Annotated in this window: 16 protein-coding genes; 7 read left to right on the top strand and 9 right to left on the bottom strand. The window is 71.1% G+C overall.

The genetic code is table 11. The features are described from left to right. Nucleotides 1–133: 133 nt before the first annotated feature. Nucleotides 134–1,372 carry a glycosyltransferase gene (locus QF037_RS06930; RefSeq protein WP_307022883.1) on the bottom strand — a complete coding sequence of 413 codons (1,239 nt, stop codon included), beginning with the start codon at nucleotides 1,370–1,372 and terminating at the stop codon, nucleotides 134–136. A 114-nt stretch (nucleotides 1,373–1,486) separates the two neighbouring features. Next, nucleotides 1,487–1,993 carry a GNAT family N-acetyltransferase gene (locus tag QF037_RS06935; RefSeq protein WP_307022885.1) on the bottom strand — a complete coding sequence of 169 codons (507 nt, stop codon included), beginning with the start codon at nucleotides 1,991–1,993 and terminating at the stop codon, nucleotides 1,487–1,489. 83 nt (nucleotides 1,994–2,076) lie between these two features. Between QF037_RS06935 and QF037_RS06940 the strand changes: the two genes are divergently transcribed. Beyond that, nucleotides 2,077–2,439: a DUF1304 domain-containing protein gene (locus QF037_RS06940; RefSeq protein ID WP_307037033.1), complete on the top strand. Its 363-nt coding sequence runs from the start codon at nucleotides 2,077–2,079 to the stop codon at nucleotides 2,437–2,439. After that, nucleotides 2,436–2,999, top strand: coding sequence for a TetR/AcrR family transcriptional regulator (locus QF037_RS06945; protein ID WP_307022887.1), 564 nt, complete (start codon nucleotides 2,436–2,438; stop codon nucleotides 2,997–2,999). The genes QF037_RS06940 and QF037_RS06945 overlap by 4 nt, the downstream gene beginning before the upstream one ends. Before the next feature lie 4 nt (nucleotides 3,000–3,003). Here QF037_RS06945 and QF037_RS06950 read toward each other — a convergent pair whose 3' ends face one another. Further along, entirely contained in the window at nucleotides 3,004–3,870 is an 867-nt protein-coding gene (locus tag QF037_RS06950; RefSeq protein ID WP_307022889.1) for a hypothetical protein, read from the bottom strand. A gap of 65 nt (nucleotides 3,871–3,935) precedes the next feature. Then, on the bottom strand, nucleotides 3,936–4,895 hold the full coding sequence (locus QF037_RS06955) for a GlxA family transcriptional regulator (RefSeq protein WP_307022891.1): 960 nt from the start codon (nucleotides 4,893–4,895) through the stop codon (nucleotides 3,936–3,938). A 71-nt stretch (nucleotides 4,896–4,966) separates the two neighbouring features. On the opposite strand from QF037_RS06955, the gene QF037_RS06960 reads away from it, so the two are divergent. Next, nucleotides 4,967–5,917, top strand: coding sequence for an NADP-dependent oxidoreductase (locus QF037_RS06960; protein WP_307022892.1), 951 nt, complete (start codon nucleotides 4,967–4,969; stop codon nucleotides 5,915–5,917). A gap of 6 nt (nucleotides 5,918–5,923) precedes the next feature. Here the strand turns inward: QF037_RS06960 and QF037_RS06965 are convergent, their stop codons facing one another. Together QF037_RS06965 and QF037_RS06970 are read right to left on the bottom strand one after the other, a co-directional pair. Next, on the bottom strand, nucleotides 5,924–7,030 hold the full coding sequence (locus tag QF037_RS06965) for an NAD(P)-dependent alcohol dehydrogenase (RefSeq protein ID WP_307022894.1): 1,107 nt from the start codon (nucleotides 7,028–7,030) through the stop codon (nucleotides 5,924–5,926). Nucleotides 7,031–7,060: 30 nt separating this feature from the next. Then, on the bottom strand, nucleotides 7,061–8,515 hold the full coding sequence (locus tag QF037_RS06970; RefSeq protein ID WP_307022896.1) for an aldehyde dehydrogenase family protein: 1,455 nt from the start codon (nucleotides 8,513–8,515) through the stop codon (nucleotides 7,061–7,063). A 103-nt stretch (nucleotides 8,516–8,618) separates the two neighbouring features. Between QF037_RS06970 and QF037_RS06975 the strand changes: the two genes are divergently transcribed. Both QF037_RS06975 and QF037_RS06980 read left to right on the top strand, forming a co-directional pair. Continuing rightward, nucleotides 8,619–9,056, top strand: coding sequence for a MarR family winged helix-turn-helix transcriptional regulator (locus QF037_RS06975; RefSeq protein WP_307022897.1), 438 nt, complete (start codon nucleotides 8,619–8,621; stop codon nucleotides 9,054–9,056). A 206-nt stretch (nucleotides 9,057–9,262) separates the two neighbouring features. After that, nucleotides 9,263–9,643, top strand: coding sequence for an anti-sigma factor antagonist (locus QF037_RS06980; protein WP_307022899.1), 381 nt, complete (start codon nucleotides 9,263–9,265; stop codon nucleotides 9,641–9,643). A gap of 6 nt (nucleotides 9,644–9,649) precedes the next feature. Here QF037_RS06980 and tuf read toward each other — a convergent pair whose 3' ends face one another. Both tuf and QF037_RS06990 read right to left on the bottom strand, forming a co-directional pair. Further along, nucleotides 9,650–10,843 carry an elongation factor Tu gene (gene tuf / locus QF037_RS06985; RefSeq protein ID WP_307022901.1) on the bottom strand — a complete coding sequence of 398 codons (1,194 nt, stop codon included), beginning with the start codon at nucleotides 10,841–10,843 and terminating at the stop codon, nucleotides 9,650–9,652. Between the two features lie 56 nt (nucleotides 10,844–10,899). After that, on the bottom strand, nucleotides 10,900–11,853 hold the full coding sequence (locus QF037_RS06990; RefSeq protein ID WP_307022903.1) for a ribose-phosphate diphosphokinase: 954 nt from the start codon (nucleotides 11,851–11,853) through the stop codon (nucleotides 10,900–10,902). A 197-nt stretch (nucleotides 11,854–12,050) separates the two neighbouring features. Between QF037_RS06990 and otr(A) the strand changes: the two genes are divergently transcribed. Further along, nucleotides 12,051–13,931: a tetracycline resistance ribosomal protection protein Otr(A) gene (gene otr(A) / locus QF037_RS06995; protein ID WP_307022905.1), complete on the top strand. Its 1,881-nt coding sequence runs from the start codon at nucleotides 12,051–12,053 to the stop codon at nucleotides 13,929–13,931. Nucleotides 13,932–13,941: 10 nt separating this feature from the next. Here the strand turns inward: otr(A) and QF037_RS07000 are convergent, their stop codons facing one another. Then, complete coding sequence (locus tag QF037_RS07000; RefSeq protein ID WP_307022907.1) at nucleotides 13,942–15,132, bottom strand: cytochrome P450; 1,191 nt, start codon at nucleotides 15,130–15,132, stop codon at nucleotides 13,942–13,944. 142 nt (nucleotides 15,133–15,274) lie between these two features. On the opposite strand from QF037_RS07000, the gene QF037_RS07005 reads away from it, so the two are divergent. Beyond that, on the top strand, nucleotides 15,275–15,937 hold the full coding sequence (locus QF037_RS07005) for a DUF4230 domain-containing protein (RefSeq protein ID WP_307022909.1): 663 nt from the start codon (nucleotides 15,275–15,277) through the stop codon (nucleotides 15,935–15,937). Nucleotides 15,938–15,956 lie beyond the last annotated feature (19 nt).

Genomic DNA, 15,956 nt, shown 5'->3' on the forward strand with positions numbered 1-15,956 from the left:
TCGCGTGCGGCCATGGCGCGCGGCTGGGTGTGCGAGGGCGACTCGACGGACCGGGGTCGAGCCGGGCGACGCGCCGTCGCCGTGGTCGGCGCGTCGCCGGAGGTGTGCGTGCCGGCCCGGGGTCACACGTGGATCACCCGGACGCGGTGGTCCTCTCCTGACCGACGATGTCGAGGATGTGCTTCGCGGCCACCGTCGCCCCGTCGGTACGGACGGCGTCGGCCACGGCCCTCGCCCGCTCGCGGGTCTCGGCGGCCAGGGCGGTGCCGAGCGCGGCCGACAGGGACTCGACGGTCGGCGTCGGCCCCTCGTGGGCCGCGCCGATGCCCAGCTCAGCCACCCGCCCGGCCCAGTATGGCTGGTCCGCGAGCTGGGGCACGACGACCTGGGGCACGCCGGCCCGGGCAGCCGTCGTGGTGGTCCCCGCGCCGCCGTGGTGCACGACGGCGGCGAGGCGGCCGAACAGCGCCTGGTGGTTGACCTCGCCGACGGCGAAGCAGTCGTCCCGGTCGTCGATGAGAGCCAGGTCGGCCCAGCCCCGCCCGACCAGCACGCGGCGGCCGTGCGCGCGCACCGCCTCCACGGCCACCCGGGCGACATCCGTCCCGCCCATGGGCATGCTGCCGAAGCCGACGTAGACCGGCGGTTCGCCGGCTTCCAGGAACGCCGTCAGCTCGTCCGGCAGCGGGCGGTCGTCCGGCAGGATCCAGGCGCCGGTCTGCACCACGTCGAGCGCCGTGGGCTCCTGCCACGGTGCCAGGACCGGGTCCGCTGCCAGGAAGGGCCGGCCGGTGAGGACGTAGCCGCGGAAGTCGTCCACCGGCGGCAGCCCGAGGGACGCCCGGTGGAGGTTGAGCCCCGTGCCGAACGCCTCGTTCATGAACTGCGCGTCCAGGTCGTGCAGCTCCGGGATGTCGGTCACCTCCGGCGGGAACGTCTGCCCCGGGCGGGTGAGCGGCCGGAGGTACGTCGACGGCAGGTAGCCCGGGAAGAAGGCCACGAAGGCGTAGGGGACGCCCGCCCGCTCCGCCGCCAGTCGCGCACCGGCCGCGGCCGGGAGCAGGCCGGTCGCCACCACCGCGTCACATCCGTCGGCCGCTGCACCGACCGCCTCGTACTGTGCGGCGAGTATCGCGGCCGCACGCTGCGGCAGGCCCCCCGGCAGCGGCGACGCCGTCCCCGTCACCACCGCGCGCACCGGGTCGGCCGCCGGCACCAACTCCACGCCGACCCGGTCCAGCAGCTTCGCGAACTCCTCGTCCGCCGGCGCGCACACCCGTACCTCCGCGCCGAGCGCCCGCAGCTCCACGGCGAGCGCCGCCATCGGCTGGACGTCCCCGCGCGACCCGTACGTCGACAACAGAACTCGCACGTCGTGACTCCCCGTTCTCCGCGTCTTCCGGCTTCGAGCGGAGATTCTGCGGTACCACCGGGGCCTTGCCGCAAGCCCCCCGGTGCGCTATATGTTGAACATGGCAAGGAGGGCTCAGTCCCCTTGCCCTTTCTTTTTGTCGCCTCCGAGCGCCTGCCGCAGGGTCACCAACTGCGGTGCGAAACCGCCCCGTTCGTAGAAGCGGATCGCGTCCGTATTGGCCGCGTACGCCGTCACCTCGGCCTCCTCGGCGCCCTGTGCCCGCGCCCAGTCGAGGAACTCCGTCACCAGAGCGGCCCCGGCCCGGGCCCGCCGGTGCTCGGGCCGGACGTACATGCTGACCAGGGTCGCGGACTTGACCAGCCGCCTGGCCGTGGCCTCGGTGACCGAACCCGTCAGGTGTCCCACCACCCGCCCTTGATGGTCCACGACGAGCACGAGGCGCTCCGGGTCCTCCAGCGCGGCCGCGAACGACGCCGCCCCGTGCTCGTGCGGCCAGTGGACGTTGATGGTCGCGTCCCGGGTGCCGCCGTCCTCCGCGAAGAGCCGCGCGCTGGAGGCGACCAGTCCCGGTATGTCCTCCGCGCGGGCGCGCCGCACCGTCACGTCCTGATCAGTCATGCCCGGAGGGTATCGGGAGCCACTGACATCCTGGACATGTGTCCAGCTATAGTGGGCACCTGTCCAAGACACTGAGGGAGATCATGGAAGCGGTAGCGAACGTGCTGGTGGCCCTGGTGGCCGTGCTGCACGCGTACATCCTGGTGATGGAGATGTTCCTGTGGCAGAAGAAGCCGGGGATGTCCTTCCACGGCTTCGACCGCGAGATGGCCAGGGCCACCGCGCCGATGGCCGCCAACCAGGGCCTCTACAACGGCTTTCTCGCCGCGGGCCTGGTGTGGGGTCTGATCGCCGCCGACCCGACCGGCTTCCGCGCCCAGGTGTTCTTCCTGTCCTGCGTCGTCGTCGCGGGCGTGTACGGCGCGGTCACCGCCAACATCCGCATCCTCGCCGCGCAGGCCCTGCCCGGTGCGCTCGCCCTGGGCGCGGTCCTGCTGGCCCGATGACCCGCACCGCACCCGAGGACCCCCGCGCGGCGCGCACCCGGGCGAAGCTGCGCGAAGCGCTGCTCGCGGAGTGCGCCGAGCGCCCCCTCGCGGAAGTCGGCGTGGCCGCGCTGGTACGCCGGGCGGGGGTCGGACGGGCCACCTTCTACGTCCACTACGACGGCCTGGAGGCGCTGGCCGTCGACGCCTGCGCGGACGTCGTACGCGAGGCCGTGGAGGCGTTGCACGCCTGGCGCGGACGGCCCGACCCGGTGCACGCACCGCCCGCGCTGCCGGCGTTCTTCGCCTCGCTCGCCCCCCATACCGCGCTGTACCGGGCCCTGCTCAGCCCGGGCGGCGGCGGCCCGCTGGGGCGGGTCCTCCACCGCGACCTGCGGGCCTACAGTCTCCGCGAGCGCGAACTCGCGGGTGCCGCCGACGCCCCGCTGGTGGCCTCGGCGGTCGCCGCGACATTCGCGGGCGTGCTGGGCGACTGGCTGCACGGCCTGCTGGCGGGCGACCCGCAGGACATCGCCGACCAGGTCTGGCAGTTGCTGGTCGCCCTGCACGCCAGCCGGTGACGCCTCACGCGCAGCCCATGCCCTGCTTGACCCGCGGCCAGGCCTCCACACCGTCGGAGGTGCGGACGTACGCCGTCTCCTTGTCGTCCGTCAGCCACAGCTTCCAGTCCCGCAGGCGGTATCCGGTGTCCTTGGCGTCCGCCGGCATGGTGACGTCGCCCCGGTAGGGGGTCTCCAGCATCTCGTCGCCGAGCACGCCGTCCGGATCACGGGCGTACAGGACACTGTCCTTGCCCTCGCCCGTGCCCAGGAAGTGCGCCTTCTGCCAGTCGCAGTGGGCGGAGCCGACCGAGCTGCTGATGACGGTGATCGGCACCCGCTTGCCGTTCCGGTCGGTCCAGACCTCGTAGTCCCTGGAGTCGGTCCAGCTCGCCGGGAACTCCGCCGGGTCGCAGGAAGCGCTGGTCTCCGGGCCCCAACCGGGCCGGTTCTTGCGGTCCTTGGCGACGATCACCGCCACCTTGGTCCGGCCGTCCACGTCGTAGGAGAAGAGGACACGGCCGCCCTCCTCGCGCTCCACCCGGTAGCCCTCGAGCGGTACGTCGGGCTGCTCGATCTCGAAGTACGCCTCGAGCCCGCCCTCCGGCGTCCGGCCTCCGTCGCCCTTGCTCCACGGTTCGCTGCCGCCGGCCGTGAAGATCTCCCCGTCGCACTCCAGGGCCCGGGCCGCCGCACCCGTGTCGACGAGGTCGGCGCGGTCGTCCTTCTCCTCGTCCCACGCCTTGCCGTGGATGTACATCGGTCCGCTGTAGGGCGTGGGCGGTGCCGCGCCCTCGACGACCATGTCCTCCTCGGTCCCGCTCCCGCACCCCGCGGCGGACACCGCCATCAGTGCCGTCAGTGCCGTCAGTGCCACCAATCCTCTGCGCATCCCCACCCCTGTTCACCGACCGCAGTCCTGATCCTCAGACGTGGCAGGGGCGGGAAACGTTCGGTTCAGCGGGCGGTCGTCTGGAACGTCCGCCGGTAGGCCTGCGGCGACACCCCGATCGCGGCGTGCAGATGCTGGCGCAGCGAGGCGCCGGTGGCGAAGCCGACGTGGCCGGCGATCTGGTCCACCGGCAGGTCGCTGGACTCCAGCAGGTGCCGGGCCCGGGCGACCCGCTGCTGGATCAGCCAGCGGCCGGGGCTGAGACCGACCTCGTCGTGGAAGCGGCGGGCGAAGGTGCGCAGGCTCATCCGGGCGTGGGCGGCGAGGTCGGTGAGGGTCAGCGGTTCGTCGAGGCGCGCGAGCGCCCACGCCCGGGTGGCGGCGGTGCTCGTCGCCCCGAGTTCCGGCACGGGCTGCTCGATGTACTGCGCCTGACCGCCGTCCCGGAACGGCGGGACCACACAGCAGCGGGCGACGAAGTTGGCCAGTTCGCTGCCATGGTCCCGGCGCACGATGTGCAGACACACATCCACCCCCGAGGCCGCACCGGACGAGGTGAGCACCATGCCGTCGTCGACGAAGAGCACCCCGGGGTCGAGGGCGATCTGCGGGAACATGCCGCGGAACCGGTCGGCCAGGTGCCAGTGGGTGGTCGCCGTGCGGCCGTCGAGATATCCGGCCGCCGCCAGCACGAACGCGCCGGTGCAGATGGAGACCAGACGTGCGTCGGCGGGGATCATCGCGAGCGCGGCGCTGACCTCGTCGGGCAGCTCGGCGGTGACACGCGCGGGGTCGATGGGCGGGATCACCACGGTGTCCGCCGTCCTCAGGATCTCCGGGCCGTGCTCGACGCCGATCGTGAAGTCGGCGTTGGTGTGCACGGGTCGCCCGTCGACGGTGCAGGTCAGCACCTCGTAACGGCCCTGGGCAGCGCCGAAGATCCGGGCGGGGATACCCAGCTCGAAGGGGTAGACGCCCTCCAGGGCCAGAACCACGACTCGCTCGACCCGCTGTATGTCACGCATGGCACGATCCTATCGAAGGTTGGCAATCATGCCATTTTCCTGCGGGCCGGACCTCGGCAGGCTTGATCACCATGAGCACTGTGAAGACGACGATGCGAGCTGTCAGCCAGGACGTCCTCGGCGGTCCCGAGGTCCTGAAGGAAGTGGAAGTGGAACGCCCCGAGCCACGGGCGAACGAGGTGCTGATCCGGGTGCGGGCCGCCGGAGTCAATCCCACCGACTGGAAGCACCGCGCCGCCGGCATCTTCCTGGGCGAGCCCCCGTTCGTCCTGGGCTGGGACGTCTCCGGCGTGGTCGAGGCGGTCGGGTTCGGCGTCGCCTTCGCGCCGGGTGACGAGGTCTTCGGGATGCTGCCCTACCCGTACGGAGTGGGCTCGCACGCCGAGTACGTCATCGCCCCGGCCCGCGCCCTGACGCACAAGCCCTCCGCGATCGACCATGTCCAGGCCGCAGCCCTTCCGCTGGTGTCGCTGACCGCCTGGCAGGCGCTGGTGGAACACGCCGATCTGCGGCCGGGTCAGCGAGTGCTGATCCACGCGGCGGCCGGCGGTGTGGGGCATGTGGCCGTTCAGATCGCGAAGGCGCGCGGGGCCCATGTGATCGGCACGGCGAGTGCGGGCAAGCACGAGTTCCTGCGCGGGATCGGCGTGGACGAGACGATCGACTACCGGGAGACGGACTTCACCGAGGCCGTGAAGGACGTCGACGTCGTGCTGGACACGATCGGCGGCGACAACACCCTGCGCTCGCTGCGCGTCCTGCGCCCGGGCGGACTCGCCGTCTCGATCCTTCCGGTCGCCCAGGACGAGTACGCGAAGGAGGCGGAGCGGCTCGGCGTACGAGCGGTGTGGATGCTCGTCGACGCCGACCGGGCCGGCATGGAGGCGATCGCGGAGCTGGTGGAGGCGGGGAAGCTGCGCCCCGCGATCGCCGGCACCTTCCCGCTGGCCGAGGCCGCCGAGGCACACAGGCTCGGCGACACCGGCCGGACCACGGGAAAGCTGGTTCTGACGGTGGACTGACCGGGGTCAGAACGTCAGTACGGGCTTGATCGCCTTGCCCGCGCCCATGTCCCGCACCGCCTGGTCGATGTCCGCGAACGGATAGGTGCTGATCAGGCGGTCCAGCGGGAGCCGCCCCGCCTTCACCAGGTCGACCAGGGCGGGGATGAAGGACTGCGTCTCGGCGTCGCCGAGGGTGAGGCCGACGATCCGCTTGCCGCCGAGCAGCCCGTTGACGTCGAGGGCGACCTCGCTGCCGAACGGCGGGGCGCCGACGACGACCAGGGTGCCGCGGGCTCCGAGCGCGTCGACGCCCTGCCGCAGCACGGTGACGTTGCCGGTGGTCTCCACGACGCCGTCCGCCCCCTGTCCCCCGGTGATCGCGGCGAGGGCCTCCACGAGGTCCGCCTCACCCGCGTTGATCGTGTGGGTGGCGCCCAACTCCCTTGCCAGGGAGAGGCGTTCACCGACACGGTCGACGGCGACGATCGTGGTGGCGGGGGTGAGGGCGGCGGCCATGACGGCGGACAGGCCGACCGCCCCGGCGCCGAGGACCACGATCGTGCTGCCTGTGACCGGCTTCAGCACGTTCCACACGGCGCCGACACCGGTCTGTACGCCGCAGCCCAGCGGGGCGATCGACTCCAGCGGCACGTCGGGGTCGACCTTGACGAGGCTGCGCTCGTCGACCAGCGCTCTCTCGGCGAAGGAGGACTGGCCGAAGAAGTGGCCGCCGAGCGCCTCGCCGTCCCGGCTGATGGTGCTGCTGCCGTCGGCCCGGCGGCCGCCGATGAGGTTCAGCGGCAGCCAGGTCGCGCAGTACGCCGGGTGGCCGCCGTTGCAGTTGCCGCACTCGCCGCAGGACGTGAACGACAGCACGACGTGGTCGCCGGGCTCGATGCCGGTGACGGCCGGGCCGACGGCCTCGACGACACCGGCGCCTTCGTGACCGAGGACGCCGGGCAGCGGGAAGGGCAGCCCGCCGCTCGCCACACCGAGGTCCGTGTGGCACAGACCGGTGGCGACCATGCGGACGACGGCCTCGTGCGGCCCGGGCTCGTCCAGTTGGACGTCGGCGAGGGTGAACGGTGCTCCGCCGGACTCGACGACGGCGGCGCGGGTGGTGATGGGCATCGCGGTAACTCCCTTTGGTTTCAGGCGCGTTCAGTCGAGCGAGACGACGACGGACTTGGTCCTGGTGTAGGCGGCGAGTGCCTCGGGGCCGTACTCACGCCCGAATCCGGAGTCCTTGACGCCGCCGAAGGGGATCGCGGGGTCGAGCATCGCCCAGTCGTTGACCCAGACGATGCCCGCCTGGAGCTTGTCGGCGATGCGGTGGGCGCGGGCGAGGTTGGACGTCTGGAGGCCCGAAGCCAGGCCGTACGGCGTGGAGTTGGCGAGCCGGATCGCCTCCTCCTCGGAGTCGAAGGGCTGCACGGTGAGGACCGGGCCGAAGATCTCCTCCTGGATCACCCGGGAGTCGTTCGGCAGGTCGGCGATGACCGTGGGCTTGTAGTAGAAGCCGCCGTCCAGATCGAGGCGTTCGCCGCCGCAGACGATGCGGGCGCCCTCCTTGCGGGCCAGCTCGACGTACTCCTCGACCTTCTTGAGATGCTTCTCCCCCGCCATCGGCCCGATGACGGTCTCCGGCAGCCGGGGGTCGCCGAGCGGGACGCCGGGCACGGCCTGTTCCAGGATGCCCAGCAGGGTGGCGTAGACCGAGCGGGCCACCAGCAGCCGCGGGCCGCCCATGCAGAACTGGCCGGAGTTGAAGACGAAGCCCTTGATGATCGCGCCGACGGCCTTCTCCAGCTCGGCGTCCTCGAAGACGATGTGGGCCGCGTTGCCGCCCAGCTCCATGGTCACCGGCTTGAGGGCCTCGCCGGCGACGCTCGCGGCGTGCCGGCCGACCGCGGTGGAGCCGGTGAAGGCGATCTTGTCGACGCCACTGTGCCGCAGCAGCGCCTCGCCCGCGACCGGGCCCGCGCCGGTCACGACGTTGACCACACCGTCGGGGACCCCCGCCCGCTGGAACAGTCTGGCCATGTAGAGGGCGCTGAGCGGGGTCTCGTCGGCCGGCTTGTGCACGATCGTGTTGCCCGCCGCCAGGGCCGGGGCGATCTTCGAGCCGGCCAGGATCAGCGGGAAGTTGAAGGGAGTGATCGCGGCGACCACGCCGAGCGGCTCGCGCCGGGTGTAGGCGAGGGCGTTCATGGGGGTGTCGCGGTTGGCGCCGTGCAGGGTGTGGGCGAGGGCGGCGAAGTGCTCGTAGTCGTTGGCCGCGTTCGTCACGTCGACGGCGTGCGCCAGCGTGATCGGCTTGCCGACGTCGAGACTCTCCAGGCGGGCTATCTCGTCGGCGTTCTCGCGGATCAGCTCCGCGACGCGGTGCAGGATGCGACCGCGCTCCCGGCCGCTCAGACCGGACCAGGAGCCGCCGTCGAAGGCCTCCCGTGCGGCGCGCACGGCCGCGTCCACGTCGGCGGCGCCCGCCTCCGCGACGGTGGTGACGACGGCGCCCCGGGACGGGTCGACCACCTCGGTGCGCGCTCCGTCCGCGGCCTCGCGCCACTGTCCCCCGATGAACAGCCGCCCGGGTTCGATCTCGAAGGTGGTCATCACCGCTCCTCAGCTCCATTGCCAAGATTTCAACAAACAGGTTTCCTGTTGGTTCGCAGTCTCATTACGGACAGGATTCCTGTCAATGCTCTAGGCTGAACTCATGCTCGAGACCCAGGCGACCAAGGCGGCCCCGTCACTGCTCTACATGGTCAAACAAGTGGAACTCGTCGTCCGTTCCCACCTTGACGAGCTGGTCAAGCCGTCCGGGATCACGGCGTTGCAGTACACCGCCCTGACGGTCCTGGAGCGGCACGACGGGCTGTCGGCGGCACAGCTGGCCCGCGACTCGTTCGTCACCGCCCAGTCCATCGCCGATCTCGTACGGTCGCTGGAGAACCGCGGACTGGTGCGCCGGGAGCGCAATCCGCGCAACCGCCGGGAGCTGCTGATCCTGCTCACCGACGCCGGCCGCGAGCTCCTCGCCCGGCACGAGGAGCCCGTGCGGGAGCTGGAGGAGCGGATGGTCCGCGATCTCACCACGCACCAGACCGAGCAGTTCCGTCAGTCGCTGACCAGGGCCTGGCACGCCTTGTCGTAAGGCCTCGTCTCAATTCGCAGACATATGTCAATCGAACATGCTCAAATTCACTCCATCGAGGGTAACTTGCAGTGCGGGGCAAGGATTTGCGCTCACTCGGGACCCGGGGACATGGCTGCGCTCGTACGTTCGCTGCACGACGTCACCCCGGCCCCCGGTGACCTGCGAACCCGCGGCTTGAGGAGCTGGTTGGAGGCGATGTCGTCGTGCAGCAGGAACCTGCACCGCTGAGCCGGCATCTGCGTATCCACCAGGACCGCGGACACACCGTGCTGGAGTTCCGCGGCGAGATCGACATCGCGGCGGCGCTGGAGATCGTCCCGTACCTGGACCGGGTGACCGGGCGCGACGGCTCCCGGATCGTGATCGACCTCGGACAGGTCGAGTTCTTCGACTGCTCCGGACTGCGCCTGCTCTACCGCGCCCGCACCCGGGTCCTCGACCACGACGGCCGGTTACACCTGGTCTGCACCGATCCCCTCACCCTGCGCATCATGCGGGTCACCGGCCTGCACCGGCTGCTGCCCGCGCACCCGACGCTGGACGCGGCCCTGGGACAGTCCGAGGCCACGTCCGGCTCGCTGTGAAGGCCTCTACTTGAGGATCTTGGTGACCTGACCGGCGCCCACGGTCCGCCCGCCCTCACGGATGGCGAACTTCAGCCCCTCCTCCATGGCGATGGGCTGGATCAGCTGCACGAGCATCGTCGTGTTGTCGCCCGGCATGACCATCTCGGTGCCCTTGGGCAGGGTCACCACACCGGTGACGTCCGTCGTGCGGAAGTAGAACTGCGGACGGTAGTTGTCGAAGAACGGCGTGTGCCGGCCGCCCTCGTCCTTGGACAGGACGTACGCGCGCGCCTCGAACTCCTTGTGCGGGGTGACCGTGCCCGGCTGGATCACGACCTGTCCGCGCTCGACGTCCTCCCGTTTGACTCCGCGCAGCAGCAAGCCCACGTTCTCCCCCGCCCGGCCCTCGTCGAGGAGCTTGCGGAACATCTCGATGCCGGTGACGGTGGTCCTCGTCTTCTCCTCGTGGATGCCGATGATCTCGACCTCCTTGTTGACGTGCAGAACCCCGCGCTCGATCCGGCCGGTGACGACCGTGCCGCGTCCGGTGATCGTGAAGACGTCCTCGATCGGCATCAGGAACGGCTTGTCCACGTCGCGCTGCGGCTCGGGGACCGCCGAGTCGACCGCGTCCAGCAGATCGAGCACCGACCGGGCCCACCGCTCGTCGCCCTCCAGCGCCTTCAGCGCCGACACCTGGATCACGGGCACGTCGTCGCCGGGGAACTCGTACTCGGTGAGCAGCTCGCGCACCTCCAGCTCGACGAGCTCGAGGATCTCCTCGTCGTCCACCATGTCCGTCTTGTTGAGGGCGACGACGATGTACGGCACGCCGACCTGCCGGGCGAGCAAGACGTGCTCCTTGGTCTGCGGCATCGGCCCGTCGGTGGCCGCGACGACCAGGATCGCGCCGTCCATCTGGGCCGCGCCGGTGATCATGTTCTTGATGTAGTCGGCGTGACCCGGGCAGTCGACGTGCGCGTAGTGCCGGTGCTCGGTCTGGTACTCGACGTGCGCGATCGAGATGGTGATGCCGCGCTGCCGCTCCTCGGGCGCCTTGTCGATCTGGTCGAAGGGCGTGAACGGGTTCAGGTCCGGATACCTGTCGTGCAGCACCTTCGTGATGGCCGCGGTGAGCGTGGTCTTGCCGTGGTCGATGTGCCCGATGGTGCCGATGTTCACATGCGGCTTGGTCCGCTCGAACTTCGCCTTCGCCACTGGGGCCTCCAGGTCACCTGAGTGATGCCGGGCGTCACCCGGCTACCCCTCCATGTCTATTCGCTCCGCGGCGCGTCGAACAGGGCACTGACGGACTCGCCGTTGTGAATGCGCCGCACGGCCTCGGCGAGCGCGGGGGCGATGGACAGGATCCGCAGCTTCTCCGTGCGCTCCTCCTCGGGCACCGGCACGGTGTTGGTGCAGACGATCTCCAGGATGTCGGGCTGCTCGCCGATCCGCTTGAGCGCGCCCGCCGCGAACAGACCGTGCGTGCAGGCGACCCGGATCGAGCGCGGCTTCAACTCCCGCAGCCGTTCCAGGAGTTCCAGGACGGTGCTGCCCTTGGCGATCTCGTCGTCCAGCACGATGACATCCCGGTCGGTGACCTCGCCGATGACGGAGTTGATGCTGACCCGGTCGTCCGCGAACCGCTGCTTGGCGCCGGCCGCCACCTGCGCGCCGATCAGCCGGGCGAACGCGGCGGCCTCCTTGACGTTGCCGAGGTCCGGGGAGACGACGGTGGTGCGGGAGAGGTCGTACTGCTGGAAGTGCGCGGCCAGTTCGCGCAGCGCGTGCAGATGGTCGACCGGGACCGAGAAGAACCCGTGCACCTGCGGCGAGTGCAGCGTCATGGCGAGGACACGGCTCGCGCCGGCCGACACCAGCAGGTCCGCGACGAGCCGCCCGCCCAGCGAGATACGGGGCTCGTCCTTCTTGTCGGAGCGGGCATAGGAGTAGTGCGGCATGACGACGGTGATCCGGCGGGCCGAGGCCCCGCGCGCCGCGTCGCACATCAGCAGCAGCTCGACGAGGTTCTCCTGGACCGGCTTGACCAGCGGCTGGATGAGGAAGACATCCCGCTCCCGGCAGTTGGCCTGGAGCTGCACCTCCAGACAGTCGTTGGCGAACCGGCTGACCCGCGTGGGGCTCAGCGGCACCCCCAGGTGTGCGCAGACCTCCGCCGCCAGCTCGGGGTGGGCACTACCGCTGAACACGGCGATGTCTCGCACGATCCACTCCTAGCATGATCATTTCGGGCTGCCGGAGCCATGCTACTGACCGGGAAATTCGGTTGCGGCGCCGCACCCGGCTCAGGCCATGATGACCACGTCCGCATTCCCTCACGTCAGGACCACCCGCATGCGCCGACTCCTCGGAATCCACCAGCCCTCCCACAGGCCCACGGTTCTCGAGGACGCGACCCCGTATGCACACCCTGAACATCGGAATTCTGGCCCACGTCGACGCCGGTAAGACCAGCCTCACCGAGCGGCTGCTGTTCGACCACGGCACGATCGACCGGCTCGGCAGCGTCGACGCCGGTGACACCCGAACGGACGACGGCGCCATCGAGCGGCGGCGCGGGATCACCATCCGCTCCGCGGTCGCCGCGTTCACCGTCGGCGACACACAGATCAACCTCATCGACACCCCCGGGCACTCGGACTTCATCGCCGAGGTCGAGCGTGCCCTGGAGGTCCTGGACGGGGCGGTCCTGGTGCTGTCCGCCGTGGAGGGCGTCCAGGCGCAGACCCGCGTGCTGATGCGCACCCTGCGCCGGCTGCGGCTGCCCACGCTCGTCTTCGTCAACAAGATCGACCGGCCGGGGGCCCGCGCCGAGGGCCTGCTCCAGGACATCCGCCGCAAGCTGACCCCGCATGTCGCGCCGATCGGCGCGGTCCGGGGACTCGGCACGCCGGACGCCCACGTGACACCCCTGCGCTACGGCGACGACCTGGCCGAATCCCTCGCCGACATCGACCCGGACCTCCTCGCGGCCGTCGTGGACGGCCCCGCGCCGACACCGGACGACCTGCACAAGGCCCTCGCCGCCCACACCGCCGACGGCTCCTTCCACCCCGTCCTCTTCGGCTCGGCCCTCGGCGGCCAGGGGGTGTCCGACCTGGTCGAGAGCGTGGTCCGACTGATCCCGCCCGCACCGACGACCGGAAGCACCACCCCTCGCGGCACGGTGTTCGCCGTCCGGCCGGGACCGGGCGGCGAGCGCACGGCGTATCTCCGGCTCTACGACGGTGAGGTGACGGAGCGTCAACGGCTGACGTTCCGGCGGCGCGACGCCGACGGCGGGACCCGTGAGGTGTCCGGCCGGGTGACGCACCTCGACGTGACCGGCGGCGGCAGCGGCCCGCTCACCGCCGGGAACATCGCGGCGCTCACGGGTCTCGCGGGTGTCCGCGTCGGCGACCGGCTCGGCGAACTCACCGACCGGGCTCCGCAGTTCGCACCCCCGACCCTGGAGACCGTGGTCAGCGCCCGGCGCCCCGAGCAGGCCGCCCGACTGCGCTCCGCGCTCCTCACCCTCGCCGACCAGGACCCGCTCATCCACGCCCGTCCGACGGAGGCCGGCGCCACCGCGCTCCTGCTGTACGGCGAGGTCCAGATGGAGGTCCTGGCCGCGACCCTCGCCCAGGACTTCGGCGTCGAGGCCGACTTCGCACCCGGGCGGGTCCGGTTCCTGGAGCGGCCGCGCGGGGTCGGCGAGGCCGTCGAGGAGCGGCCGTGGCACGACGGCACCCGCTTCTGGGCGACGATCGGGCTGCGGGTGGAGCCGGGACCGCGGGGTTCCGGCCGGGTGTTCACGTACGAGACGGAACTCGGCGCACTCCCCCGGGCGTTCCACTCGGCCATCGAGGAGACGGTCCACACCAGCATGCGGACCGGGCTCTTCGGGGCAGCCGTGACGGACTACCGGGTGACCCTCGTCCGGTCCGGCTTCGTCGCGCCGCTGAGCACGGCCGCGGACTTCCGCGGACTGACCCCGTACGTGCTGCGCCGGGCCCTGGAGCGGGCGCGGACCCGGCTGTACGAGCCGTACCACGCCTTCGAGACGGAGGTACCGCTGGACGCGCTGGCCCCGGTCACCGCCCATCTCGCCGCGCTCGGCGCCGAGTTCACCGGCACCACGGGCGGGAGCACGTCGTGGGTGATCACGGGCGAGATCGCGGCCCGGCGGGTGCGCGAGGCCGAGCTGCGACTGCCGGGGCTGACGCACGGGGAGGGGGTGTGGTGGTCGCGCCCCTCCGGTGACCGCGAACTGCGGTCCCATCAGGGCGCGTTGTCACCATGAAGCCTCCCGGTCACCACGACACGGGCAGATGCAGCGGACTGCGTGTCATCTGCCCCACCCGCCATTCGATCGTCTCCGGGGTGAACTCGGCCCGGAGCCCCGGGAAGCGCACAGCCAACTGGTGCAGGGCGAGCTCGAGTTCGAGACGGGCGAGCCAGGCGCCGAGGCAGTGGTGAGGACCGGCGCCGAAGGTGATGCTCGGCGCGGTCAGGGGTGCGCAGAGGTCGGGCGGGCCCGGCGGGAAGACATCGGGGTCACGGCTCGCGGTGTTGGTCTGGAGGGCGACCACACCGCCCGCGGGGATCAGCACCCCGCCGACCTCGACGTCCTCGACCGCGCGCCGGATCAGACCCGGCAGCACCCTTCCCTCGCTGAGCGGGACGGTGCGCAGCAGCTGTTCGGCCGCGACCGCCGCGGACTCCTCGTCGCGGGCGAGCAGCGGCCAGCCGTCCCCTCCATCCGTGAGGAGGTAGACGAGGGCGTTGCCCAGCGAGGTCATGGTGGTCTCGTGTCCGGCCACGACCAGCCCGCAGACCAGGGTGATCAGCCGCCGTTCCTCGATCCCCAGCTCGTCGCCGGCCGCCACGAGGCCGCTCACCAGGTCGTCGCCCGGTTGCTTGCGCCGCTCGGCGATCAGCCCGGCGGCGAACATGCCGAACTCCGTCATCGCCTCGACCACTTCGCCCGCCTGGTGTGCGCCGCCGGACAGGGCGTGGTCGGCCCAGTGCCGGATCCGTTCGCGGTCCACGTGGTCCAGGCCCATCAGCCGGCAGATCACCGACACGGGCAGCGGCCGGGTGAATCCCTCGATGATGTCGGCTGGTTGCGGCTGTGCGGCGAAGTCGTCGAGGAGCGCGGCGACCACCGAGCCCACCCAGGGCCGCCAGCGGGCGATGGCCCGCGGGGTGAACGCCCGCTGCACGGTGCCGCGGAGCAGCTGGTGGGCGGGGCCGTCCTGGTTGATCAGGCCGCCCGGGTCGTCCAGCAGGTTGGGGACGACGAGCAGGGGCGGGGCGTTCGGGGCGTGCAGGGAGCTCCGGTCGAACCGCGGGTCCATGAGCACCTGACGCACCTCGGCGTACCGGGTCACGAGCCACACCGGGGTGCCGGTCGCGAGGGTGCCGAGGCGGGGCGGCCCGTGCTCGGGGAGGCTGATGCGGTGCATGGGGCAGAGCGGCCGGGTTGTGCTGTCCGGACTCATTCGGGTCTCCAGAAGCGCCGGTTCGGAAGGCTTCCCACGCTAGTGCGCCGTCCGTGCCTCCGTCAGCGGTGGCAATCGGCCAACGCTTCGGTCTGACAAGGGTTTTGGAGGGAATTCGAACAGTAGGAAGGAGGGCCGTCGCATGACGACTCCCATCAGGCGCATGTCCAAGCGCATGCCCGGCTGGGCGAAGTTGGTGAGCGCCGTCGTACTGGTGCTCATCGTGTTCTTCGCCGGTATCCGGCTGAGCGTGCTCCCGGGCCTCAAGGACCTGTTCGGCACCGAGACGCATGACCGTTCGGGCCCCGCACTGCTGGAGTCCATCCAGGACCTCAGCCGCTACGACGCCGCCTCCGGCAACTTCCAGGTGGTCGTGGACCTGGAGAAGGACGCCAAGTACCTGCCCGACGCGATCCGCGGCACCCGCACCCTGTACGTCGGGGCGGGCACCGTCGACGCGTATGTCGACCTCGGCAAGGTCGCCAAGGACGACGTGACGGTCAACGAGGACCGCACGACGGCCACGCTGCACCTGCCGCACGCGCAGCTGGGCAAGCCCGCCCTGGACACCGACCGCTCCTACGCGGTGTCCAAGCAGCGGGGTCTCCTGGACCGGCTGGGCGACCTGTTCTCGGACAACCCGAACGGCGAACAGGCCGTGCAGAAGCTGGCGACGAAGCACATCGGTGACGCGGCGAAGGACAGCGGGCTGACCAAACGCGCCGAGGCCAACACCACCGACATGCTCGAAGGCCTGCTGACCTCCCTCGGCTTCAAGGAGGTGCGCGTGTCGTTCGGGACCTGACCAGCTCCTTCGCGACCTG

The sequence above is a fragment of the Streptomyces canus genome (assembly GCF_030815415.1).
GTDB lineage: Bacteria > Actinomycetota > Actinomycetes > Streptomycetales > Streptomycetaceae > Streptomyces > Streptomyces canus_F.